General features: G+C 69.3%; 18 protein-coding genes and 1 pseudogene. 10 read left to right on the top strand and 9 right to left on the bottom strand.

Annotated elements, in window-relative coordinates:
* Position 1: 1 nt before the first annotated feature.
* Both P2Q00_RS30500 and P2Q00_RS30495 read left to right on the top strand, forming a co-directional pair.
* Positions 2–658 (top strand): TetR/AcrR family transcriptional regulator, encoded by a 657-nt coding sequence (locus P2Q00_RS30500; RefSeq protein ID WP_275776502.1) that lies wholly within the window; start codon positions 2–4, stop codon positions 656–658.
* Positions 659–753: 95 nt separating this feature from the next.
* Entirely contained in the window at positions 754–1371 is a 618-nt protein-coding gene (locus tag P2Q00_RS30495; protein WP_275776418.1) for a TetR/AcrR family transcriptional regulator C-terminal domain-containing protein, read from the top strand.
* A gap of 91 nt (positions 1372–1462) precedes the next feature.
* On the opposite strand, the gene P2Q00_RS30490 is transcribed toward P2Q00_RS30495, so the two are convergent.
* Positions 1463–3661: an MMPL family transporter gene (locus P2Q00_RS30490; protein ID WP_275776417.1), complete on the bottom strand. Its 2199-nt coding sequence runs from the start codon at positions 3659–3661 to the stop codon at positions 1463–1465.
* Positions 3662–3815: 154 nt separating this feature from the next.
* Here P2Q00_RS30490 and P2Q00_RS30485 point away from each other — a divergent pair, with 154 nt between their 5' ends.
* Positions 3816–4409 (top strand): TetR/AcrR family transcriptional regulator, encoded by a 594-nt coding sequence (locus P2Q00_RS30485; RefSeq protein WP_275776415.1) that lies wholly within the window; start codon positions 3816–3818, stop codon positions 4407–4409.
* Between the two features lie 216 nt (positions 4410–4625).
* Here the strand turns inward: P2Q00_RS30485 and P2Q00_RS30480 are convergent, their stop codons facing one another.
* Positions 4626–4769 carry a hypothetical protein gene (locus P2Q00_RS30480; RefSeq protein WP_275776414.1) on the bottom strand — a complete coding sequence of 48 codons (144 nt, stop codon included), beginning with the start codon at positions 4767–4769 and terminating at the stop codon, positions 4626–4628.
* Between P2Q00_RS30480 and P2Q00_RS30475 the strand changes: the two genes are divergently transcribed.
* Entirely contained in the window at positions 4770–5027 is a 258-nt protein-coding gene (locus tag P2Q00_RS30475; protein WP_275776413.1) for a hypothetical protein, read from the top strand.
* A gap of 3 nt (positions 5028–5030) precedes the next feature.
* Here the strand turns inward: P2Q00_RS30475 and P2Q00_RS30470 are convergent, their stop codons facing one another.
* Positions 5031–5738: a helix-turn-helix transcriptional regulator gene (locus P2Q00_RS30470; RefSeq protein ID WP_275776411.1), complete on the bottom strand. Its 708-nt coding sequence runs from the start codon at positions 5736–5738 to the stop codon at positions 5031–5033.
* A 176-nt stretch (positions 5739–5914) separates the two neighbouring features.
* Here P2Q00_RS30470 and P2Q00_RS30465 point away from each other — a divergent pair, with 176 nt between their 5' ends.
* Both P2Q00_RS30465 and P2Q00_RS30460 read left to right on the top strand, forming a co-directional pair.
* Positions 5915–9100: a cytochrome P450 gene (locus tag P2Q00_RS30465; RefSeq protein ID WP_275776409.1), complete on the top strand. Its 3186-nt coding sequence runs from the start codon at positions 5915–5917 to the stop codon at positions 9098–9100.
* Positions 9101–9133: 33 nt separating this feature from the next.
* Positions 9134–10561: a CoA transferase gene (locus P2Q00_RS30460; RefSeq protein ID WP_275776407.1), complete on the top strand. Its 1428-nt coding sequence runs from the start codon at positions 9134–9136 to the stop codon at positions 10559–10561.
* Between the two features lie 9 nt (positions 10562–10570).
* Here P2Q00_RS30460 and P2Q00_RS30455 read toward each other — a convergent pair whose 3' ends face one another.
* From P2Q00_RS30455 to P2Q00_RS30435, 5 genes and pseudogenes are all read right to left on the bottom strand, one after another.
* Positions 10571–10912, bottom strand: a complete 342-nt coding sequence (locus P2Q00_RS30455; protein WP_425579636.1) for a YhgE/Pip domain-containing protein — start codon at positions 10910–10912, stop codon at positions 10571–10573.
* Positions 10913–11009: 97 nt separating this feature from the next.
* A pseudogene (locus tag P2Q00_RS30450) lies at positions 11010–11276 on the bottom strand (alcohol dehydrogenase catalytic domain-containing protein); the annotation flags it as partial.
* Positions 11277–11300: 24 nt separating this feature from the next.
* The gene (locus tag P2Q00_RS30445; RefSeq protein ID WP_275776406.1) at positions 11301–12086 is read right to left on the bottom strand and encodes an MBL fold metallo-hydrolase; all 786 of its coding nucleotides are present in this window, start codon (positions 12084–12086) and stop codon (positions 11301–11303) included.
* A 482-nt stretch (positions 12087–12568) separates the two neighbouring features.
* Positions 12569–13528 carry an MBL fold metallo-hydrolase gene (locus P2Q00_RS30440; protein WP_275776405.1) on the bottom strand — a complete coding sequence of 320 codons (960 nt, stop codon included), beginning with the start codon at positions 13526–13528 and terminating at the stop codon, positions 12569–12571.
* A 628-nt stretch (positions 13529–14156) separates the two neighbouring features.
* A complete protein-coding gene (locus P2Q00_RS30435) occupies positions 14157–14642 on the bottom strand; it encodes a MarR family winged helix-turn-helix transcriptional regulator (protein WP_275776404.1) in 486 nt (161 codons plus the stop codon).
* A gap of 167 nt (positions 14643–14809) precedes the next feature.
* On the opposite strand from P2Q00_RS30435, the gene P2Q00_RS30430 reads away from it, so the two are divergent.
* The 3 genes from P2Q00_RS30430 (at position 14810) to P2Q00_RS30420 (ending at position 18710) form a co-directional block, all read left to right on the top strand.
* Positions 14810–15478 carry an NAD(P)-dependent oxidoreductase gene (locus tag P2Q00_RS30430; protein ID WP_275776402.1) on the top strand — a complete coding sequence of 223 codons (669 nt, stop codon included), beginning with the start codon at positions 14810–14812 and terminating at the stop codon, positions 15476–15478.
* A gap of 263 nt (positions 15479–15741) precedes the next feature.
* On the top strand, positions 15742–17952 hold the full coding sequence (locus tag P2Q00_RS30425; protein WP_275776400.1) for an ATP-binding SpoIIE family protein phosphatase: 2211 nt from the start codon (positions 15742–15744) through the stop codon (positions 17950–17952).
* Positions 17953–18041: 89 nt separating this feature from the next.
* On the top strand, positions 18042–18710 hold the full coding sequence (locus P2Q00_RS30420; RefSeq protein ID WP_275776399.1) for a Type 1 glutamine amidotransferase-like domain-containing protein: 669 nt from the start codon (positions 18042–18044) through the stop codon (positions 18708–18710).
* A 163-nt stretch (positions 18711–18873) separates the two neighbouring features.
* Here P2Q00_RS30420 and P2Q00_RS30415 read toward each other — a convergent pair whose 3' ends face one another.
* A complete protein-coding gene (locus P2Q00_RS30415; protein WP_275776397.1) occupies positions 18874–19602 on the bottom strand; it encodes an amidohydrolase family protein in 729 nt (242 codons plus the stop codon).
* On the opposite strand from P2Q00_RS30415, the gene P2Q00_RS50995 reads away from it, so the two are divergent.
* A complete protein-coding gene (locus P2Q00_RS50995; protein WP_369293694.1) occupies positions 19577–20023 on the top strand; it encodes a substrate-binding domain-containing protein in 447 nt (148 codons plus the stop codon). The two genes, P2Q00_RS30415 and P2Q00_RS50995, sit on opposite strands and share 26 nt — an antisense overlap.
* Positions 20024–20109: the final 86 nt, after the last annotated feature.

The following is a 20109-nucleotide window of genomic DNA, read 5'->3' as shown; positions in this document are numbered from 1 at the left end:
CATGTCCGTCGGCGCCGCCGTGGATGCACGAACCGCAGGGGGCAGAAGGCGGCAGCAGCGTGGCCTGCGCCGCGCCGGGCAGATACTGGACGCAGCCGAGGAACTCATCGCGGCCTTCGGCGTGGACGCCGTCGGAATGAACGCCATCGCGAGACAGGCGGGTGCCTCGCCGGGCACGCTCTACCAGTACTTCCCGCACAAACGGGCCGTTTTTGACGGACTCCTGCAGCGATTCGCGGAAGAACTGCGTTCGCGGACCGCGGTCGCTCCCCGGGTCCTGGACGGGAGAACCGGCGCGGCGACCGCCTGTGCCGTGGACGGAGTGCTCCGTCCGGTGATGACCCTCGCGCAGAGCCGTCCGGCCCTGTTGCCCCTTCTGCGCGGGGCAGGGGTCGGCGGCGAGCCCAACGCGCTGTTTCAGTCCCTCGCGTCCCGGCTGACGCTCGTGCTGGTTCCCGATTCCTCACCACGCCCACCCGAGCCCGTCTCCGGCGAGCTCGCGACGCGCTTCCTCGTACAAGGTGTCGCGGTCGCCCTTCGATGTGACGGCCTCGATGCCCGAACCGCCGTACTGGCGCAGACGCGGGCGGCGATTCTCGCTTCCTTCGAAGCCGCGACCTGCCACTATCCCTCACAGAGCTTGAAACTTATGAGATAAGTTGATGACGGGCGCAAGAACACGCCGCTGATCGGAGGGGATGGGCGATGGCGCAGAGGATGACCCGCCGTGGGCCGCTGACCAGGGAGGAGATCGTGCGTAAAGCCCTGGTGGTGGCCGAGACGGAGGGGATGGACAAGCTGTCGCTCCACAAGATCGCGGCGGCGGTGGGCGTGCGCACCATGTCGCTCTACAACCACGTCGACGACAAGGCCGACGTGCTGGACGCCATGGCGGACGTGATCCTCAGCGGGATCCGTATCCCCGAGGGCGACGACATCTCGTGGGAGGAAGGACTGCGTGCTCTCGCTCGCTCCTTCCGTACCGCCGCCCTGGAGTACCCCCGTTCCTCGTCCCTGGTGCTGACCCGGCGCCTGAACGCCCCCGCCGCCATGCCGGTGGTGGAGGCCGCGCTGCGTTTCCTGAACCGCGCCGGACTGGAAGGCGCTGCCGCCGTGCATGTCCTGCGGGCCTTCATCGCCTTCCTGATCGGGACGCTCTCGCGAGAGGTGGGGTCCGCGCCGACGTACGCCGGCGCCATCCCGGGCGTGATCGCCATGCGCGAGCAGGAACTCGTCGACAGCGGGCTGCCCGCGGTGGCCGCCGCGGCCACCGAACTGGCCGTATGCGATCACGAGGTGGAGATGGAGTTCGGCCTGGAGCTCCTGCTCGACGCGGTCCGCCGGCGGGTGGAAGCACTGTGTGACTCCTAGGCGCCTGCCGCGCCGGGAGTCGCGTCCGAACGGCTGCGGCTCCCGGCGGCGTAGGCGCCGCCGGCTGCATTCGAGGCCGGCGGCAGGGGTCTTACCCCACCGGCACCTCAGTCCGCTCGGTGTTCTTCTTCGCGGTGTGGTCGGGCAGATTGGCGCCCTCGATGTCCACATCGGGCAGGGCGCGGTCGAGCCATCGCGGCAGGCTCCAGGCGCGGCGGCCGAGCAGGGCCATCGCGGCGGGAACGAGAGTCATCCGGACGACGAAGGCGTCGACGAGGACGCCGATGGCGAGCGCGAAGCCGATGGACTTGATGACGGGGTCCTCGTTGAAGATGAACCCGGCGAACACCGCGGCCATGATGAGCGCGGCGGCGCTCACGACGCGTCCGCTGCGGGCGACGCCGTGCACCACGGCCTGTTGCGGGTCCAGGGTGTTCTCGTGGTGTTCGCGCATACGACTGACGAGGAAGACCTCGTAGTCCATGGCGAGTCCGAACAGGACGCCGATCAGCAGGACGGGAAGGAAGCTGGTGACCGGCGCTGCTGAGGGGATGGCGAGCGGGCCGTTGAGGTGGCCGTACTGGAAGACCCAGACCGTGGCGCCCAGCGCCGCCGCGACGGAGAGCAGGAATCCAAGGGCCGCCTTGACCGGGACCAGCAGCGAACGGAACGCCAGGGTGAGCAGGAGCAGGGCCAGGATCACGATGATCGCGACGAAGCCGGGCAGGGCGCCGGACAGCTTGTGTGCGACGTCGATGGCCGCCGCGGTCTGACCGGCGATGTAGAGCGTGCCGCCGGCCTTGGCGATGGATGGGGCGTTGTCGCGCAGGCGGCTGACCATATCGGTGGTGGCCTGGGCATCGGGCCCGGTCTTCGGTACGACGGCCATGACGAACAGGCTCTTGTCGGCGTTGGGGACCGGCTGGGAGACGGCCGCCACGTCGGAGTCCTTCGCCAGTGACGTACGAAGGCTGGAGACGGTGGTCGTGACGTCCCCGGCGGGTATGCCCTTCGTCTCGACGACGGCGACGAGGGTGGCGTTGAAGCCCGGTCCGAAGCCCTTCGACAGCAGGTCGTAGCTCTTGTGCTGGGTGCTGGAGGTGGGGTTCGAGGCGTAACTGGGCAGCCCGAGGCGCAGGTTGCGGGCGGGCAGGGCGAGCGCGAGCAGGGCGACCACACCCACCAGCAGGACGATCAGGGGCCTGCGGGTGACCGTCCGGGCCCAGGCCAGGCCCCAGGCGCCGGGGACGCGTTCGCGGCGGCCGGGGCGGGGCTTCTTGGCGCGGGGACGGAGCCGGTCGCCGAACAAGCCGAGTACGGCAGGCACCAGGCTGATCGCGATGAGGACGGCGATCAGCACCGTGGCGGCGGCCGACAGGCCCATCACGGCCAGGAACGGGATGCCGGTGGCGGACAGTGCCGCCAGGGCGATGATGACCGTCGCGCCGGCGAACACGACCGCACTGCCCGCCGTCGCCACGGCCCGGGCGATGGACTCCTCGGCGTCCATGTCGGGATCGGCGAGCTGTTCACGGTGGCGGGAGATGATGAACAGGGCGTAGTCGATGCCCACCGCGAGACCGATCATCAGCGCCAGCACGGTGGACGTGCCGGTGATCTCCACCCACGTCGAGATGAACTTCACGCCCAGCACACCGATGGCCACGCCCACCACGGCGGTCAACAGCGGCAGCCCGGCCGCCACCAGCGAGCCGAGGGTGAGGGCCAGGATGACGAGGGCGATCACCACGCCGACGAGTTCGGCCGGCCCGCCGACCTTGGTCTGGGGCTTCATGGCCGTTCCGCCGTACTCGACCTCCAGACCGGCCTTCCGCGCCTGAGTCATGGCGCTGCTCAGGGAGTCCTTTGCCTGCTGGGTGACGTCGGCGGCGGCCTGCCGGAAACGGACGTCGGCATAGCCGATCCGTTTGTCGGCGGCCATCGTCCTGGTCTTGAACGGGTCGCTTACCTGTACGACCCCGGAGATCTTGGCGGCCTTCCCCAGCCCGGTCTCGATGGCCGCCTCGGTCTTCGCCTCGGTCAGGGTGCTGCCCTTCGGTGCCGCGTACACGACGCGGATCACACCGCCCGCAGCGTCCGGGAACTTCTCTTCCAGCAGGTCCTGGGCCTTCTGGGACTCGATGCCCGGGACGGTGAAGTCCGAGGCCACCTTGCCGTGGATGGTGATGCCGAGGCCGCCGATCGCGGCGAGCAGCAGCAGCCAGACGCTGATGACGCGACCGCGGCGGGTCACCGCCAGCCGCGCCCATGCGTAGAGGCGAGACGCCATGTCCGCCTTCCCTTCGTCTTCCGATGTCCGTGGAACCCGTGGATCGCATGGATCCCCTGGGTGCGGTGGGCGCCCATGAGGGACCCCAGCTGTCTGCACCCTAAGGCATAATTACAGTCGACGGTAAATTCACCTTGCATGGTAAAGTCTGTGCATGGTGACTGATGGGCCACGGGACGGCCTCCGGGAGCGAAGCAAGGCGCGGCGGCGGGACGCGATCCTCCGGTCCGCGTATCAACTTTTCGCCGAGCGCGGGTTCGACGCGACGACGATCGCCGACATCGCCGAGGCGGCGGAGGTCTCCCCGCGCACGGTCACGCTGTACTTCCCGTCCAAGCTGGAGCTGGCGCTGGCCCGTTCCGAGGCGCTCGCGGAACGCCTCGGAACCGCCCTGCGGGAGCGGCGGGAGGGCTGGCTGACGATGGACGCGCTCGAGCACTGGCTGCGCGAGGAGATCGCCAATCGCAGTGACCTCGACGACCTGTCCGAGCGCATGTTTGAGCTGAATCCGCAGCTCAAAGCGGTCAGTAATGGACGCCTTGCGGAAGTCGTACAGGAAGGTGCGCGCCTGTTCGCCGCAGAGAGTGGCAGCGCACCGGACGCCTTCGGCCCGCGCATGGTGGCCACCACCGCGGCAGCCATCGTCAGCGAGCTGTGCCATGACCCGGAGAACGCCGACATCGACGGGGCCATGGCATTCCTGCGGGCCGGGGCCGCCACCCTGCTTCCCGCCGCACCGGACGCCTGAGTCGCCCCTCGCCGAGCGGGATCCCGGTGAGGGACCGGCCGGCCGGCCTGGCAAGGGCGTCGTACGCATCGGGACAAGTGCCCACGACCAGGGTTCTGGAGGTGGTCGGCACATCCTGGGCGAGGTTGTACGGCCTGGGGGAGACGGCCGGGCCGTGCGGCATGTCAACTGATCAACGCAGCTCGGACGGGGTGTCGCGCACGACAGAGCAGTGGCTCAGAGGGTGGCGCGCAGCTGGCTGACCGTCACGAAGTGGTAGCCGCGGGCCGTCAGCGTCCTCAGGATTTCGGGGACGGCGGCCACCGGGGTGGGGTGGAGCGTTTGCCGTTCGCGTCGGTGGTCACGGTGACGCGCTTCCATATGCGTCCACTGTCGTACGACACCTGCACCGCGAAGGACTTGACCGCCCCCTTGGCCGCTGCCGAGCTCGACGCCGAGGTGCCCGACGGGTTCAGCGCGGATCCGCGGGCCGCGGTCGAGAGTCTGCGGAAGATCAAGGAATTCGCCCGCCAGGAGGATGTCGTGGTCCTGCCCAGCCACGACCCTCGGGCCGCTGCCAGGCTCGCGAACTCCGAGATCTACCGGCCCACTTCGGGTCCGGAGCCGTCGGCCGGGTGAGCCTCAGCCCGCGGGCGTCGGCGGCCATGCGTCAGCGGCCAGGATCCCTTCCACGTAGGCGCGGGCGACCAGGGCCGCCTTGCCGGACACGCCCCAGCGGTGGGACAGCTGCTTGAGGTGGTAGTTGACGCCGTCCGCGGTGAGGCCGACGGCCGAGGCGATCTGTGCCGCGGTGGCACCGTTCGCGGTCAGGGCGAGGATGCGGACCTCAGTATCCTCCAAGGTGTCGCCAGGGACGGCGGGTTCGGTCGGTTCCTCCTCCGTCACGCGCACGATGACCAGCAGGTTCGGCTCGTCGGTGGAGGTGTCGTCGACCAGCTCGACGCTCACGTCCCCGCGCCGCTCGACACCGCTCTCGGTGGTCCAGTGGACCGCGACCGGGTAGCGCGACCGGCGGTGCAGGCGGATGGCTTCCGCGATCGAGCGGAGCTGGTCACGGCTCTCCGGGTGGAACAAGGAGAGGGCACTGCGCCCGCGCAACGAACCCGCGAGCTCCCCCCATTCGGCAGCCAGTGCCGGGTTCGCCCGCAGGATCGTGCCATCCGCCTTGCAGAATGCGGCGGGCAACGGGATGCGGTCGAAAAGGCCGGTGGCGCGGTTGCGCCAGAAGACGGCCGCCGCGCTGTCCGGAACCGGGGAATGGGTGGCCGGGAGGCCGTCCGGTGCGCTGTCCCAGCGAAGCTCCCCGCAGTCCATACGGTCCTCCCTCATACGTGACGCCCCTTCGGGGGCGGGGCCGGTGTGCTGACAAGCCCTGGTGATGCGTGTCGGCTACCAGTTCTGGTAGGAGCGGGACGCCGGGCGCCGCTCGCGCGGCGTGAGGCTGGAAGCAGGTCGCCCGCATCGGCGGCCGCCCCAACAGCCTTGCACGCAGAGGGAAGCCCCACATGACCGAGGTCATTCTTCCGCCGCACACCGAGATGCGCGACGGCCTGCCCGTCGTCGATCTCGCCACCTCCCCCCTCCCTGCCGGCCCGCCCGTGCTGGCGAACATGGAACGGGCCAGAACGTACGGTCCCGCCTACTTCCAGCGCTTCGGTGGCTTCGACGTACTCTTCGCCGGTGGCCTCGACCTGGTCACCGAACTGGCCGACGAGCAGCGGTTCACGAAGTTCGTCGGCCCGGCGCTGGTGAACGTCCGCGAATTCGCGGGCGACGGCCTGTTCACCGCCTTCAACGACGAGCCGAACTGGGCCAAGGCCCACGACCTGCTCATGCCGGCCTTCGCCCTCGGGTCGATGCGCCGCTACCACCCCGTCATGCTGCGCGTCGCCCACCGTCTGCTCGACACCTGGGACCGCCGTGCGGCCGCCGGTACACCCGTCGACGTGGCCGACGACATGACCCGGATGACGCTGGACACCATCGGCCTGGCCGGGTTCGGCTTCGACTTCGGCTCCTTCGACAGTGACCGCCCGCATCCGTTCGTCGGCGCGATGGTGCGGTGCCTGACCTGGGCGATGACGAAGACGGGCCGTAAGCCCGATGTGGACTACGGCGAGGTCGACGAGGCGTTCCGCGCCGATGCCGACTACCTGGCCTCGGTGGTGGACGAGGTCATCGCCGCGCGTACGGCCGTGCCGCAGCCCGAGGCCGACGACCTGCTGGGGCTGATGCTGAGCGCCCGGCATCCGTCCGACGGCACCACGCTGGACAAGGCCAACATCCGCAACCAGGTCATCACCTTTCTGATCGCCGGCCATGAGACGACGTCCGGCACGCTCGCCTTCGCGCTGTACTTCCTCTCGCAGCACCCCGAAGTCCTGCACCGGGTGCAGCGGGAGGTGGATGAGCTGTGGGGTGACGTGGCCGATCCGGAGCCGACGTACGAGGACGTCGGCCGGCTGCGCTACACCCGCCAGGTACTCAACGAGACGCTGCGCCTGTGGCCGGCGGCTCCCGGATTCGGGCGGCAGGCTCTGAAGGACACGGTGATCGGCGACGGCGTCCGGATGCGGGCCGGACAGCCCGCCCTGGTGTCGGTCCCGATGCTCCACCGCGACCCGGTGTGGGGCGACAACCCGGACCTCTTCGACCCCTCTCGCTTCGACCCGGAGGCGGAGGCGGCCCGCTCCCCGCACGCGTTCAAGCCGTTCGGCACCGGCGAACGAGCCTGCATCGGGCGGCAGTTCGCGCTGCACGAGGCCACGATGCTGCTGGGCATGCTGGCCCACCGCTACCGCCTGATCGACCACGCCCGCTATCAGCTCACCATCAAGCAGACGCTCACCATCAAGCCCGACGGCTTCACCTTGAACCTCATCCCGCGCACGCCCGGTGAACGGGCTGCGCGGTCTCCGGAGATCACCTCCGCACCGGCTGCCGACAGCTCCCTGCCCGCGCGCGTGAAGCAGGGCACCGGCCTGCTCGTGCTGCACGGTTCCAACTACGGCGCCTGCCGTGACTTCGCGGTCCGACTGGCAGCATCCGCAGGGGAGTTGGGCTGCGAGACCGAGGTCGCGCCGCTCGACACGTACGCCGACGCGCTGCCTGTCGACCGGCCCCTGATCATCGCGGCCGCCTCCTACAACGGGCAGCCCACCGACGACGCGGCGGCTTTCGTACGGTGGCTGGAGACCGCCGAACCGGGTGCGGCGGACGGCGTCACCTACGCCGTGCTGGGCATCGGCGACCGCAACTGGGCGGCCACCTACCAGCGCATCCCCACCTTCATCGACCGACGCCTCGCCGAACTCGGCGGCACCCGGCTCCTGGAACGCGCCGAGGGCGACGCGTCCGGTGATCTCGCCGGTGCCGTAAGGCAGTTCACGGACCGGATGCGTACCGCGCTCCTCGATTGCGCGGGCGACCCGGCATCCGTGGGAGCTTCCACTGAGAGCTCCGGATACCTGGTGACCGAGGTGCTCGGCCGCCCGCTGGACGCCCTGGCCGCCCGGCACGGCATGACCGCGATGACCGTCACCGAGGCGAGGAGCCTGACCGAGCCCGACTACCCGCGCGTCAAGCGCTTCGTGCGGGTCGAACTCCCGCCGGACCAGACCTACCGGACCGCTGACCACTTCGCCGTACTGCCCGCAAACGCCCCCGCCCTGGTCGAGCGGGCCGCCAAACTGCTGGGCGCCGACCTCGAAACGGTCCTCAACATCACGTCCGCACGCCCGCGTCCCGACGGTCTCGCCCTCGATCGGCCCCTGACCGTAAGGGAGTTGCTCACCCACCACGTCGAACTCCAGGACCGGCCGACCGCCGACCAGCTGCGCACCCTGGCCGCCGTCAACCCGTGCCCGCCCGAACAGCGGGCGCTCGTGGCCCTGGCGGACGACGAACAGGCTCTGACCGCCGACCCGCGCACCCTCCTCGACGTCATCGAGGACAACCCGGCCCTGTCGGAGGCACTCAACTGGCCGGTCGTCCTCGACCTGCTCCCGCCCATACGCCCGCGCACCTACTCCGTCTCCTCCTCGCCGGCCACCGCCCCCGGCCACGCCGAGCTGATGGTCTCGCTGCTGGAGGCACCGGCCCGCTCGGGACGCGGAATTCACCGGGGCACCGGCTCCGGGCACCTGAACGCCGTACAGCCCGGCGACGTCGTACTGGCCCGGCTCCAGCCATGCCGCGAGGCCTTCCGCATCATGCACGACGACCGCACCCCGGTGATCATGATCGCCGCGGGGACCGGGCTCGCCCCCTTCCGCGGGGCGATCGCCGACCGCCGTACGCTCGCCGAGGCAGGGACCCGACTTGCCCCGGCCCTCTGCTACTTCGGCTGTGACGGCCCCGACGTCGACTACCTGCACGCCGAGGAACTGAGGGCCGCCGAGGCCGCGGGGGTGGTCTCCATGCGGCCGGTCTTCAGCGAGAAACCGGAGAACGGTCTGCGGTTCGTGCAGCACCGGATCACGACCGAGGCCGACGAGGTCTGGCAGCTGCTGGAAGCCGGAGCCAGGGTCTACGTCTGCGGTGACGGCCGCCATATGGCGCCCGGCGTCCGCGACGCCTTCCGGAGCATGTACACCCAGCGCACGCCCGGCGCCGACGGGACAGCCGCCGAGGAGTGGCTGCGAAACCTGATGGACCAGAACCGGTACATCGAGGACGTCTACGCAGGCTGAACCCCACTCCACCGTGAGAGAAGGCTGATCCCCATGACCGATTCCTCCTTCGATCCCCTGGCCGCACTCGACGCGTTGCTCGCCGACGTGGGACTCGGCTCCTCCGACGCGGACGGGCAGGTGACGTTCGCCGGGCAGGACCCGATCGTCGCCGCCCGCCACCGGCTCGGCGCAGCCATCGGCATCCCCGTGATGGGCTGCGCGGTCGGCGCCGCGGCCCTGTGGCGGCACCGCACCGGCTCCGGCCAGGACCTCCATCTGGACCTGCGGCAGGCGGTGCACGGCATCACCCCCCACGCGTTCTGGCATCCCACCCTGAACGGCTCCCTGCCCCCGCACCCACTCGTCGCCGACAACCCCTTCCTGCTGGACTCCTACCGCACCCGCGACGGCCGTACGGTCATGGCCTCCGGCGTCTACCCGCACCTGGCCGCGAAGTGGCTGCGCTTCCTGGGCGTACCGCCGGACAAGGAGAAGGTCGCCGCGGCCTTCGCCACGTGGGACGCCTTCGAACTGGAGGAGACCGCGAACGCCGCGGGGCTGCCCGTGTGCGTGGCGCGCACGCCCGAGGAATGGCTGGCACACCCGCAGGGACAGCTCCTCGCCTCCCAGCCGGTCATCGGCCTGGAGCGCATAGGTGACGCCCCGTCGCTTCAACTCCCGGCTGCGGACCGCCCGTTGGACGGCATACGGGTGCTGTCGTTCACCCACGCCATCGCCGGCCCGACCGTCGGCCGCACCCTCGCAGAGCAGGGGGCCGAGGTGCTGTGCGCGACCCGGCCCAACGACTACGAGCACGACTTCATCTACGACGAGGCCAACATCGGCTCCCGCAGCGCCTATGTCGACCTCACCACGGAGGAGGGTCGCAAGCTCGCGGACATGCTGCTCGCCGACACGGACGTCGTCGTCAACAACCACCGGGGCAGCAAGCTGGAGAAACTCGGCCTGGAACCAAGGGAGTTGGCCGATCGGCACCCGGGACTGATCAGCGTCTCGGTCACGTGCTACGGCTCGACAGGCCCGTGGGCCGACCGCGGCGGCTTCGACATGAACGGCTCCGCCGCCTCCGGTCTCATGACGCTCGAAGGCACTCCCGAGCACCCGCGTCTGCCCGTCACCGGCATGATCAACGACTTCATCACCGGCTACATGGGCGCCCTCGGCGCCACCGCAGCCCTGTACAAGAGGGCGACGGAGGGCGGCAGTTGGCACGTGACCGTCAACCTCACCCGAACGGCCATGTGGTACCAGACCCTGGGTCTCGTCGACCCGACCGAAGCGGGTCGGGATGACGAGCACGCTCTGCGCGAGCCCGTCGCGTACGACGCGGTCACCCCGCTCGGCGACCTGCACACCCTCGCACCGCCGGTCCGCTTCTCCGCCACCCCGGCCCGCTGGCAGGCCCCGATCCTGGTGCCCAGGGGCTCCAGCCGACCGGAGTGGCTCCCGGCTTCCTGAAGTCATTGCTCAAGCGGGCTGCGGAGTAAGGCGCTTGTGGCCCTTGCGGTCGTTCAGTTGACGCCAGTCGGCCGCGTCGCTCGTGGTGTCCGACGTGATGGCTGCGGCGATCTGGGTGCCGAGGTTCTGCTTCTGCCCGGTCAGCGGCTTGCCGGTATCGCTGTTGACCAGCGCGATCGGCAGGTCGTGCAGATCGCTCTGCGGGCTGACGATGCCGCCCATGTAGAGCAGCGACAGCAGCAGGGCGAGCAGCCCGCTGAGGATCGTGGGCATCAGCCACAGCTTGGGACGGCGCAGGAGTTTGGCGGCGCGTGCCTGTGGGCTGTCGGGGCTTGTGCCGTCGGCGGTCATCGTTCTCTGTCGTGTCCGGGACCTGAGGGGTTGGGCAGCTCCCGACCCGGCCGCCAAGGCCTCGGGTCAGGACCTTGCCGTCGCGTTGCTCGCCCGCCTGCTGCACGATGCGGTCCCCGCTCTCCCAGCCGTCCACATCAGGGCCGGGTCCGGCGATGGTGCCGGCCATTTCGTGTCCCAGGGCCAGTGGCTCGGTGCGCCTGCCCAGCGGTCCGTCGGGCCCGCCCGAGACCAGGTGGACGTCGGACAGGCACACGCCCGCCGCCTCGACCTTGACCAGGACCTCACCCGGCCCGGGGACGGGCCGCGGCACCTCCTCCAGCCTCAACTCACGGCTCGGGAAGTGCAGTTGCACAGCGAGCATGGTCGTCATCCCGTCTCCTCGTGGCTACGCGCTCGCGCGCGCCTTCTCGTACAGGACGGGGTCGTGCGCGTTGACGATCATGAGGTCGGCGTCGGCCTGCCGGTGCAGCTCGGCGAGGCGTGCATGGTTGTCGCGGACTTTCTTCCCGTCGTACGCGATCACTGCCTCCATGCTGCTCAGGGAAGCCGGGACGCGGGAGTGACCGTCCAGGGTGCCGTAGTGGTAGAAGGAGTCACCGGCGTGCAGGATCCAGCGCGAGCCGGCGTCGACCGCCACGGCGGCGTGGCCGCGGGTGTGGCCCGGGAGGGCGATCAGGACGATGCCGGGAGCGATCATGCCGAGCTCCCTGGCCGCGGCGAAGCCGCGCCACTTGTCGCCGTCGGGGAGGTGTTCGACGAGCTTCGGGCCGTGCTCCCACTGGGGTTTCTGATAACGGATCCGCTCGCGCCAGGAGGGCGAGTGGACGGCTCCGCGCGCCTCGTCCGCGGTGAGGTGGACCTGGGCGTCGGGGAAGTCGGAGAGGCCACCGATGTGGTCGGCGTCGAAGTGGGTGAGCACTATGTGGCGGACGTCGTCCCGACGGAACCCGAGCTTCTCCACCTGCCGGACGGCCGTCTCGTCGGCGTCGAACACCGGCCGGACGAAGCGGCGGGCAGGCCCGACGCGCCGCTTCGGGTCGGCTATGTCACCGAGGCCGTAGCCGGAGTCGACGAGGACTAGCCCGTTCGGTGTCTCGATCAGCAGTACGTGGCAGACGAGTCGGGCGCCGGGCGGATGCATGGTGCCGCAGTTGAGGTGGTGGACCTTCATAGAGGTGTCCTTGGAGTGGGTGAGGGGCGGGTGAGCAGGAAAGGGAACGCCTGGCTGCGAGCGTCTGTGTCATGCGCGTCCGGGCGGACGACCTGGCCCCGTGCGGATCATCCGAGGCTTCCATCGCACTTACGGCGTATGTCCACCTTCACTCAAGCTAGACTTACGATATAAGTCCTGTCAAATGTGCCGCTCATGGACGGCGTCAAACTGGCAGGACGATCGCGTTCCTGATCGGAACCCTCGCCCGCGAGGTCGGCTCGGCGCCGACGTACGCAGAGGTCGTCCCGCTGACGGGGGAGCGGGCGTTGTCGCCAACTGGGAGAGGGATCTGGTCGAGAGGGGGATGCCCGCTGCGGCCCCCGCGGGGGCCGACCTGGAGGTCTGCGGCCGCGAGGCCGAGATGGAGTTGGCGCTGGAAGTCTTCGTCGACGGGGTGTGCCGCCGCGTCGGGCCTGTCGGTTGAGACGCCTGGGCGTCCGTCAGGGCGGCCAGGGATCTGCCCGTTGACCCACCACGGGTAGAGCGAGGGCGACTCCTGTTCGCTCGGCCTTGCGGGTCAGAAAGGTCATGGTGGCCGTGAAGTCGTCGAAGAAGGCGGGGAAGGGCCGCAGCGGCCGGTCCAAGGGGCGGGTGAAGTCGTCCCAGTGGATGGGCACCACGCGCTGGGCTCCCGTACTGGTGACCAGCCGGTCCCAGTACTCCTCCCGGAACGCCTCGTCCTGCTTGCCGAGCGCGCCGATGCCGAGGTACACGGTGTCGGCGCGACGGCCGTCGAGGGCACCGGGCAGGCTGTGGGCGCTCGCGTGGACGAGGAGCTCGCGTTCGCCGTGGCGGACGTGGAGGGTGTAGCAGTCGCCGGTCTTGTAGTCGGTGGCGCGGGTTCGTGGCTTCAGGGGCTGGTCGACACGGCCGGGGGCAAGGTCACCCGGGCTGTGCCGGGCGGGCAGCGCGGTGAGTGTGAAGCGCCCGATCGTGAACGGCTCCCCGGTGACTGCCAGTTGGAAGCGGTCGTCGGGAAAGCCGTGCCCGGCGGCGATGTTGCGGGTCGAGGCGGAGCCGATGAGACGGGCCCCGGTGGCCGCGGCAACCTCGGGGGCGTCCAGGGCGTGGTCATAGTGCGAGTGGACGACGAACACGGCGTCGAGTCGGTCGATGCCGGCCTGGCGGAGGGCCTTGGCGATACGGGCGGGGCTCGGTCGCACCCGGCCGAACCGGACGCGCAGTAGTCCGGGACGGCTGAAGAACCCGTCGGTGAGGAACGCGGTGTTGCCGTCGTCGAGCAGGACCGTGGAGACGCCGAGGAACAGGGTGCGCGGTGCCCCCGGCCGAAGCGGTGCCGGTGATTCATACAGATGTGTCCACGGGGCGAGACTGGGTGTCCGAAGGCCCCGCAGCATGGCTGCCACACTCGGGCCGCGGCGCTTGGCGTCGATGTCCATGCCTCTTCCTCTGCGTCATTCAAGCAATCAGCCGGGCAACGTAGATGGTGGGCCGTCAGTATCCCCGTGGTCGGTGATCTGTTCGATCGGTTCCGTGAGCTCCTGGCCGGTGGCGGTCGCCGCGTCGCCGGCCGACGTATCCGTCGGGGCGAACGACGACGGCTCCTTGGGGGCTGATCCCGTAATGCCGCAGGAACAGATCGTCGGGGTCGGTCCGTCCGGGAGAGCCGATGGTGTAACCCGCTACCGGGAGTCGTAGTCGGTGGGCGGCGGCTGCAGCGGCCCCGCGCCGGATGCCGCCTTCGGGTGTTGAAGTTACGGGTCTTCGGATGCCGGGATGGCGGCGTCCGTCGCTCCAGCGCGATGGTGGGCACGCCGAAACGCGTGAGTTCAGCGAGGCGCCGAGGCCAACGGGCCCGGCGCCCACGATGATCACTGTTCGCCGCGGCGAGAACGCTTGCGGAGGCGACGTTGTCCGTGCAGTCCGAAGGGTCATAAGGGGGGCTCCGTCCCAAGCCAGTGACTTATGCCGTAAGGACGGCTGCAGTAGAGTACTTATGCCATAAGTCTGTCAAGGGATTCGGTCATGGGTCGGAGCGGTGTCGCCGGAGCGGGTGGCGGCTACGGATCAGTTCGCCGCAGGGCGTCGGCGGGTTGCCGGACCGCGCGGGACGGTGCGCAAGTGGTCGCGGACGCGGGTGAGCACGTCTGCCATGGCTGTGACGTCCGGTTCTTTCAGTGGACCGAAAAGCTCCTTCGCGACGAGGTCGATGTGGCCGGGCAGGACCCGCTCCAGCGCCTCCCGGCCGGCCTCGGTCATGGTCACGGTCACCGAGCGTTCGTCGTCGGGAGAGGGGCTGCGGGCGATCAGGCCGCCTTGTTCGAGGCGGTCGGCCTGGTAGGTCAGGCCGCTGCGGCTGTAGACCACCCCGTCCGCGAGATCCGTCATGCGCAGGCTCTGCTCGGGCGCCTCGGCGAGCTGGGCCAGGACGCGGAACTGGATGTAGCTGAGGTCTCCGTCACGGCGCAGTTGCTGCTCGACCAGTTGTTGCAGCAGGGCTCCGGCCTCCATGAGGGCGAAGTACGCCGCGACGTGTTGGGGTGTCGGCTCCACGTTCCACCGTCCTTGCTTCGAGTTCGAAGTATGTTACCGTCAGGATGTACTTCGAATTCGAAGCAGTTTGATGCGGTGCTTCGAATTCGAAGCATTTTGGATCCTGTGCATGCCCCGAAAGCCCTCCGGATGCCGTCCGTGCAGCCGGGAATCAGAGGAGAAGAACCATGAAGATCGTCGTGCTGGGAGCCTCCGGCAACATCGGCTCACACGTCGTGAAGGAGGCGCTGTCCCAGGGGCACGAGGTCGTGGCCTACGTCCGTAACCCCGACGCGGTGGAGCGTCAGCCGGGCCTGACCGTCGTGCAGGGCTCCCTCGACGACCGGTCCGCGATGACGAAGGCCTTCGCCGGCAGCGACGCCGTGATCTCGGCCATCGGGGTCGCACTGCGCGCGAAGAAGCCCATCGACCTCATGCAACGGACCCTGCCGGTCATCACCGCCGCAGCCCAGGGCGCCGGCGTCGAACGGTTCGTACTCGTCTCCGCGTTCGGCGTCGGGGACACGGCGGCGAAGGCGTCGTTCCTCGCGCGGCTGGTCTACCGCACGGTCGTCGCCGCGATCTTCAAGGACAAGGAGCTCTCGGAGCAGAGCCTGCCCGCGACCGGCCTGAACTGGACGATCGTCCACCCGGTCAACCTCAAGGAAGCCCCCGCCGTCCCTGCCGCCACGATCAAGAACCTCGATCGGGTCGCCAAGGTCCCTGGCCTGCCCACCCTCCCCTTCGCGAACGTCGCGCGCGCCCTCATCGAAATCGCCGGCGACCGCGGCCTCGCCCGGCAGCGGGTGCTGGTCACGACCGAGAAGGGGTGGAAGCCGCAGGGGCACGGGGTCTGAAGGGGACGCTCTTGGGGGCGCTATCGGCGGTCGACGCGCCTGGGGGACGCACGCTGCGACCGACTGGTCGCGCAGGACTGCGCCATGGGTGCGGATTCAACTCCCGCACGTAGAGCGGACGTTGGCAACGCGAGCCTCGGCGGCTGCTGGATCGGCCGGGGAGTCGCTCTGTCTCTATCGCTGACCACACACGGCTACACCGCGAGGCGTGTTTACGCTTCGAGACGGCACGCGCGCTCTTGCTGCGGAGTCCTTTCACGAACATGTCCGCTCCGGCGCCTGAGCGTACATTTTGGACTGTGGACGGCAATGCCGATGCTTTGCTTCGCGATCTCGCCCGGGAGCTCAGGCCTCGAGCCGACCAACTGGTCGGCGTGATGACGCAGCGCTTCCGCACCGAGTTCCCCGAGTTGTCGAAATACGAGGAGCTCGCCGCCCTGCAGCCGGTGACCACGTCCGAATATGTGACCGCGATCCTGGATGTCCTTGAGTACGGCTTCGACGTGACCGAGGTCAAGGCGCCGCCCGCCGCCATCGAGTTCGCTCGCCGAGTGGCTGAGCGCGGGATATCGATCAGTACGCTCCTGCGCGTCTATCGGATCGGCCACGCCGGTCTGCTGCGGCTGTTGCAGGAAGAAGTACCCCGGCTCACCAGCGACGCGGAACTGATCAACGCTGTGATGTCCGCATTGAGCACGATCGGCTTCGAGTACGTCGATCGCACCTCGGAACAGGCCGTCGCGTCGCACCAGGAGGAGCGCGACCGTTGGCTGCAGCGGCGGTTGATCATGCTCGATGAGGCGAGCACGCGGATCGGGACCACCCTCGACATCACACGCACCGCGCAGGAATTGGCGGAGGTCGCCACGGACCGCTTCGCCGATCTCGTCACCGTCGACCTGTTCGATGCCGCGCTTTCGGATGAGGAAGTGCTCCCGGACACCGATCTCCGGGTTCTGCGCCGTGTGGCCCAGCGGTCCGTGCTGGACGGGTGTCCGGACTCGGCGGTGGCTACGGGGCAGACACACGTCTACCCCGAAGATGCGGAGCCGGCTCTCGTGCTCAGCACCGGACAGCCCAGGCGTCACGACATCACGACCGCCGACGTTCCGCCGTGGCTGGCGGCCTCACCGGACAGCAGACGTACTCTCCGCGCCTTCGGTATCCACTCCATGCTGCTGATTCCGCTGTGTGCCCGCGGAAGCACCCTGGGTCTCGCGCAGTTCCTCCGCCATCGAACCGCAGCTCCCTTCGACGACGACGATCTGCTGCTGGCCCAGGAGATCGCTTCCAGGGCAGCCGTCTACATCGACAACGCTCGTCAGTACACCCAGGAGCGTTCCACCGCACTCACCCTGCAGCGCAGCCTGCTGCCGCACCGCCTGCCCGAGCAGTTCGCCGTCGAGACGGCGTCCCGCTATCTGCCCTGCGGTTCTCGGGCGGGAGTGGGAGGCGACTGGTACGACGTGATACCGCTCTCCGGAGCTCGCGTCGCCCTGGTCGTGGGTGACGTGGTCGGCCGTGGCCTGCATGCCTCCGCCACCATGGGCCGACTGCGAACGGCCGTCCGCCCACTCGCGGACATCGACCTGACCCCCGACGAACTCCTGACCCACCTGGACGACGTTGTCATCCGCCTCCAGCACGAGGAACAGGACGCGGACGAGATCAGCGCCACCTGCCTCTACGCGGTCTACGACCCGATCTCCCGTCTGTGCTCCGTGGCCAGCGCCGGACATGTCGCACCAGCGGTGGCGACACCCCTGTCCGCAGCCGGCGGTACCGGAACCTCCCGTGAAGTCGTCTTCCCGGACCTGCCCATCGGCCCGCCGCTGGGCCTGGGCGGGTACCCGTTCGAAGTGGCCCACTTCGAACTGCAGGAAGGCAGCCTCCTGGCGCTCTACACCGACGGCCTGATTGAGAGCCGTACCCGCGATGTGGACGCTGCACTTGCCTTGCTGCGCAACGCCCTTGCCCAGGCACCAGCCTCGCTGGAGGAGACGTGCGACGGATTGCTGTCAGCGTTGCTGCCCGCCGGACCTGTCGATGACGTGGCGGTTCTCGTGGTGCGGCCCCGAGCTCTCGACGCCCACCACGTCGCCACGATGGACGTCCCCTCCGATCCGGTGGCCGTCTCCACGGCCCGTACATTCACGACTTGCGAGCTGACGGCATGGGGGCTGGAAGACTTGTCCTTCACCACGGAGCTTGTGGTCAGCGAACTCGTGACGAACGCGATCCGCTATGGCGCAGCTCCCATCCAACTGCGGTTGATCCTCCAGTCGACCTTGACTTGCGAGGTGTCCGACACCAGCGGCACCGCGCCGCATCTGCGCCGTGCTCGCACCTTCGACGAGGGCGGCCGGGGCCTGATGATGGTCGCGCAGCTCACCGAGCGCTGGGGCACGCGGTACAACCGCGAGGGCAAGGTCATCTGGGCGGAACAGGCACTCACCGTGGGCGAAGGCCTGTGAGCGCCTGTTTCTGATGCGGTTGCGCCCTGACGGTATCGGTGGATCGAGGGTTCGTTGCGCGCGTCCCATGGCCGTGATTTGCTCGCCCGATGGAGCTTCTGCTGACGGCGAGTGGCCTGCGTAACGACACATTGCGGGATGCGCTGCGGAACATGCTGGGAAAGCCGTTCGCGTCGTCGAGCGTCGTGTTCGTTCCCACGGCGTCCGTCGCCGAGCCCGGGGACCACGGGTGGATGATCGCTGACATGAACCGGCTGCACGGCCTCGGCTGGCGGGAGTTCGACGTCCTGGAGCTGAACGGCCTGCCCCGGCAGACGGTGCTCGACCGGCTGCTCCACGCCGACGTCATCTACGTGGAGGGCGGCAGCCACTACCACCTCGCGCGCAGCATCACCGGCAACGACCTGGCCGACGGCTTCCTGGAGGCGCTGGAGAGCCGGGTCTATGTGGGGGTGAGCGCCGGATCGATGATCTTCAGCCGGAACCTGACCGGGCACTCCGCCGACGTGATCGGGGACGCCGCGGACCTCCATGTGCTCGGTGCGACGACCGTGGAGCCGCCGTTCGGCCTCTTCGACTGGTATCTCAAGCCCCACCTGTACTCACCGGATTTCCCCGAACGGGACGACGCCTGGGCTGATCGCATCGCCGCGCGGGCGGACTTCCCGATCTACTTCATCGACGACGAGACCGCTGTTCGCGTCCGGGACGACAAGGTGGATGTCATTTCTGAAGGCCGGTGGCGGTTCCATCCGTGACTCAAGGTGCGATGGCAAGCCCCGGACAGGCAGTACGGGCTGACGTCGCGCCGTCCGGCCGCGCGGCTGGGGGACCGCAGGGCCGGGGGCTCGCGGCGGGAGGCATCGACAGCAGAGGCCAAGCCCCTTTGCTGTCCAGCCTTTTGCCGGTGGACAGCTCCGTTCAGTGTCCGCAGGCCGCGTGCGAATGGCTCGTACGGCGCGCCGCGCCGGTGGCCCGCAGCGTGTCCGCCGCGGCGATCGATGCATGCGTCTTGCGGGTGGCCGCCGTGACCGAACCGGCCTCGTGGACGATCTCGCCGCCGATCATGGTGAGTTCGGCCTGGGTTTCGCTGATCTCGCTCGCCTTGACCTTGAGCAGGTCGCGGTCGGTATGGACGAGGTCGGCCTGCTTGCCGGGTTCGAGGGTGCCGGTGCGGTGCTCCTGGTGCAGCTGGTAGGCGCTGCCCAGGGTGTGCATGCGCAGCGAACTGAGCCGGGAGATGCCCTCCTCCGGGTGGAAGGCAGGGGTGCCGTCCGGACCGGTGCGGGTGATGGCCTGGTCGACCGGGCGCCAGGGGTTGAAGGCGTCGATCGGCCAGTCGGTGCCGCCGGTCAGGCGGACCCCGGCCCGTTCCATCGAGCGAGCGGGGTAGATGCGGGCCTGGCGCTCGGCGCCGAGGTACGGCAGCAGGGAGTCGGTCGTGTACGAGTCGTACTCCGCCCACTGGAGTTGGAAGCAGGCCAGGACGCGGGCGCGGGCCATCCGGCGTATGTCGGACGGAGCGATCAGCTCGGTGTGCGCCAGGGTGTGCCGGTTGTCGCGGTGCCGGCCGCCGTGGCGGAAGGCCGTCTCGTAGGCGGTCAGCGCGGTATGAGCCCGCCGGATCGCCCTGATCGCGGGACCGGGCACCGAGTTCTACTCCCGCATCTGCATTGAGACCTACCAGAATTGGTGTGCCGAGCACGGCCAGGAACCGCTGTCGGCGCCCCTCGTCCCAGGGGCGGGCTGCGACGCCGCCGCACACACCCTGCTGGGGCGCGCCGACCGCCCGGACGCCGTCTACGGCATCTACAACCAGTCGGGCCGCTCACTGCTCACCGCGGCCCGGCGGCATGGTCTGCGGGTGCCTGACGATCTCCTTGTCGCGTGCATGAGCGAGGACCCCGCCTACGCGGACACGGATCCGCCGGTCACGACACTGAGTCTCTCTCCAGGGGTCGCCATGGAGGCCGCGGTCACTGCGCTCATTGGCGCGATCGAGTCACCCGGGGCCCGCCCCCCGGTCTTGGTGCCCCATCGGCTGACCGTACGGGAATCGAGCCAGCCTTAGCCCCGGCCCCGCCCTGGTTATGCGCGGTGGCGCCCGTAATCGCCAGGTAGTACACGGCTGCGACCCCAGCCCGGCGGCAGGCCGCG

The organism is Streptomyces coacervatus (genome assembly GCF_029223485.1).
GTDB classification, from domain to species: Bacteria; Actinomycetota; Actinomycetes; order Streptomycetales; family Streptomycetaceae; genus Streptomyces; species Streptomyces coacervatus.
The sequence above is the reverse complement of the archived record's forward strand: the minus strand, read 5'-3'. Positions and strand labels throughout refer to the sequence as shown.

Coding starts and splice junctions, on each gene's coding strand:
- P2Q00_RS30500 (WP_275776502.1), top strand. CDS start 2: ATGTCCGTCGGCGCCGCCGTGGATGCACGAACCGCAGGGGGCAGAAGG.
- P2Q00_RS30490 (WP_275776417.1), bottom strand. CDS start 3,661: ATGGCGTCTCGCCTCTACGCATGGGCGCGGCTGGCGGTGACCCGCCGC.
- P2Q00_RS30485 (WP_275776415.1), top strand. CDS start 3,816: ATGGTGACTGATGGGCCACGGGACGGCCTCCGGGAGCGAAGCAAGGCG.
- P2Q00_RS30480 (WP_275776414.1), bottom strand. CDS start 4,769: ATGGAAGCGCGTCACCGTGACCACCGACGCGAACGGCAAACGCTCCAC.
- P2Q00_RS30475 (WP_275776413.1), top strand. CDS start 4,770: ATGCGTCCACTGTCGTACGACACCTGCACCGCGAAGGACTTGACCGCC.
- P2Q00_RS30470 (WP_275776411.1), bottom strand. CDS start 5,738: ATGAGGGAGGACCGTATGGACTGCGGGGAGCTTCGCTGGGACAGCGCA.
- P2Q00_RS30465 (WP_275776409.1), top strand. CDS start 5,915: ATGACCGAGGTCATTCTTCCGCCGCACACCGAGATGCGCGACGGCCTG.
- P2Q00_RS30460 (WP_275776407.1), top strand. CDS start 9,134: ATGACCGATTCCTCCTTCGATCCCCTGGCCGCACTCGACGCGTTGCTC.
- P2Q00_RS30455 (WP_425579636.1), bottom strand. CDS start 10,912: ATGACCGCCGACGGCACAAGCCCCGACAGCCCACAGGCACGCGCCGCC.
- P2Q00_RS30445 (WP_275776406.1), bottom strand. CDS start 12,086: ATGAAGGTCCACCACCTCAACTGCGGCACCATGCATCCGCCCGGCGCC.
- P2Q00_RS30440 (WP_275776405.1), bottom strand. CDS start 13,528: ATGGACATCGACGCCAAGCGCCGCGGCCCGAGTGTGGCAGCCATGCTG.
- P2Q00_RS30430 (WP_275776402.1), top strand. CDS start 14,810: ATGAAGATCGTCGTGCTGGGAGCCTCCGGCAACATCGGCTCACACGTC.
- P2Q00_RS30425 (WP_275776400.1), top strand. CDS start 15,742: ATGTCCGCTCCGGCGCCTGAGCGTACATTTTGGACTGTGGACGGCAAT.
- P2Q00_RS30420 (WP_275776399.1), top strand. CDS start 18,042: ATGGAGCTTCTGCTGACGGCGAGTGGCCTGCGTAACGACACATTGCGG.